The sequence below is a fragment of the Leisingera sp. F5 genome (assembly GCF_001593695.1).
Genome location: NZ_LUKH01000500.1, coordinates 1 through 2248 on the forward strand (window position 1 = coordinate 1; position 2248 = coordinate 2248).

Consider the following 2248-nt stretch of genomic DNA (forward strand, 5'->3'; position numbering starts at 1 on the left):
CAGCCCGCCAGCACCGCCCACAGCAGGTTGATGGAGCCGCCTAATCCAGGCCGCACCACCATCAGCACGCCGATGAACCCCAATGCCATCAGCAGGCTGCGCAGCAGTGTCGCCTGCTCCCGCAGCAACAGAACCGACAGCACATAGCTGACCATCGGACCGACAAAAAAGGCGGCAAAGACATTGGCCAGCGGCTCGGTCGTCAGCGCCAGCTGGATCGAAAAGATGCCGCCGGTCAGCAGCCCGGCCCGCAGCCACAGCCGCCAATCGCCCAGCAGCGCATAGGCGCGGCGCGGCACAAAGGGCAGGATCAGCGCGGTGCCGATGGCAAATCGCGACCAGGCGACAAACGCCGGTGTGGCCAGCCCGCCGCCCGTCAGCAGTTTCCCGCACAGATCGCCCGCAGGGATCATTGACATGGCCACGAACATGAGGATGACTGCCTGCAACATGGCTGCCAGCGGTAGCAGGACTTCCCGCGGGGCAAAACCCCGGATCTTGCGGCGAATTGACAGGAAAACGGGATTGAAGAAGAGCAGGTCCTGACACTAAAAATGAATAAGATGACCTCACGCCGGACGTTCCTCCTTTCCGGGCTTGCCGCTTTGGCGGGTTCCTCTGCGCTGGCCAATGCGCCGGCGGTGTCACTGCGGCCCGTGGCACGCCGTGTCAGCTCTCTTGCGGCCGGAACGGACGGGCTCAAGGCGCTATTGGCGCGGGCCGATCTGCCGGGCCAGGCGGTCTGTGCGGTTGCCGATGTGAAATCCGGCAAGCTACTGGAGGCCTCGGGCCAGGCCGAAGCACTGCCGCCAGCCAGTGTCGCCAAAGCGCTGACCGCGCTCTATGCGCTGGATGTGCTTGGGGCGGATCACCGGTTCGAGACCCGCATTCTGGCGACCGGCGGCGTTGCGGGCGGCGTGGTCAAGGGTGATCTGATCCTGGCCGGCGGCAGCGACCCTATGCTGAACACCGATCATCTGGCGCTGCTGGCCAAGGCATTGAAGACCGCAGGCGTGCGCGAGGTGCGGGGCAGGTTCCTGGTCTGGGACGGCAGCCTTCCGGCGGTCAAAACCATCGACCCGGACCAGCCCGACCATGTCGGCTATTCCCCGGCGGTCGCGGGCATCGCGCTGAATTTCAACCGGGTGCATTTTGAATGGAAACGCGCGTCCGGCGGCAGCTGGGCGATCACCATGGATGCAAGGACCGAAAAGTACCGCCCCGAAGTGGTCAATGCGCGGATGAAAATCGCCTCGCGCTCGGGGCCGGTCTATACCTACGCCGAAAAAGGGGGTGTCGATCACTGGACCGTCGCCAGCAAGGCGCTGGGCAAGGGCGGATCGCGCTGGCTGCCTGTCCGCAACCCTGCGGCCTATTCCGGCGATGTGTTCCGCACCCTGGCACGGGCAAACGGGATCAAGCTCGACAAGGCAAAGGCCGCCAAATCCTTGCCGAAGTCGCAATTGCTGGCCCGGCATCACAGCCCGCCGCTGGATATGATGCTCAAGGCGATGCTGAAATACTCCAACAACCTGATGGCCGAGATGATCGGCATGTCGGCCACCGCCGCGCGCGGCAGCCGGCCTGGCTCGCTGAAGGCGTCCGCAGCCGAAATGAACCGCTGGGCCGCTGCCAAATACGGCATGTCCGGCACCAGGCTGGTGGATCATTCCGGCCTGGGCGAGGATTCGCGGATGACACCGGGGGATCTGACAGGTGCATTGGTTGCCGCCTACAAGGCGGGCCGGCTCAGACCGCTTCTAAAACCTTTCCGGATGCGTGATGCCAAGGGCGGTATCGTCAAAGGACACCCGATCAAGGTCGCGGCCAAAACCGGCACGTTGAACTTTGTCTCGGGCCTGGGCGGTTTTATGACGGCTGCGGACGGGACGGAACTGGCCTTTGCCATTTTCACCGCTGACCAGAAAACGCGTGCCCGCATCCCCCGCGCACAGCGCGAACGCCCCAAAGGCGCACGCGGATGGAACCGCCGCGCCAAGAAGCTGCAACAGCAATTGATCGAACGATGGGGCGCGGTCTACGGCAGCTGACCCGGGTCCGGAACAGGCGGGATTGGCCTGGTCATATTGCCAGAATCTGGACGTTTTTTCCGGTCCGGGAGCGTGGCAAACCTGCGCAGGACGGTGGTGCAAGCCGCCGCGATATTGCTGTGAAAAAGGATGCCGCCATGACCAGATACTTCAACGAGCATGGCCAGCCCATCGGCGCACCGCTGCCGGACTGGCGC

3 protein-coding genes are annotated in these 2248 nt (G+C 64.2%); 1 reads left to right on the top strand and 2 read right to left on the bottom strand.

Going from position 1 to position 2248, the window contains the following annotated elements; genetic code table 11:
* On the bottom strand, window positions 1–431 hold a 431-nt coding region (locus A2I95_RS32450), incomplete at its 3' end, for an EamA family transporter (protein WP_291736457.1).
* A gap of 132 nt (window positions 432–563) precedes the next feature.
* Between A2I95_RS32450 and dacB the strand changes: the two genes are divergently transcribed.
* Window positions 564–2051 carry a D-alanyl-D-alanine carboxypeptidase/D-alanyl-D-alanine-endopeptidase gene (dacB, locus tag A2I95_RS32455; protein ID WP_027257722.1) on the top strand — a complete coding sequence of 496 codons (1488 nt, stop codon included), beginning with the start codon at window positions 564–566 and terminating at the stop codon, window positions 2049–2051.
* Here dacB and A2I95_RS32460 read toward each other — a convergent pair.
* Window positions 2039–2248: hypothetical protein (locus A2I95_RS32460; RefSeq protein ID WP_291736459.1), on the bottom strand; the 210-nt coding region annotated here is incomplete at its 5' end. The genes dacB and A2I95_RS32460 overlap by 13 nt on opposite strands.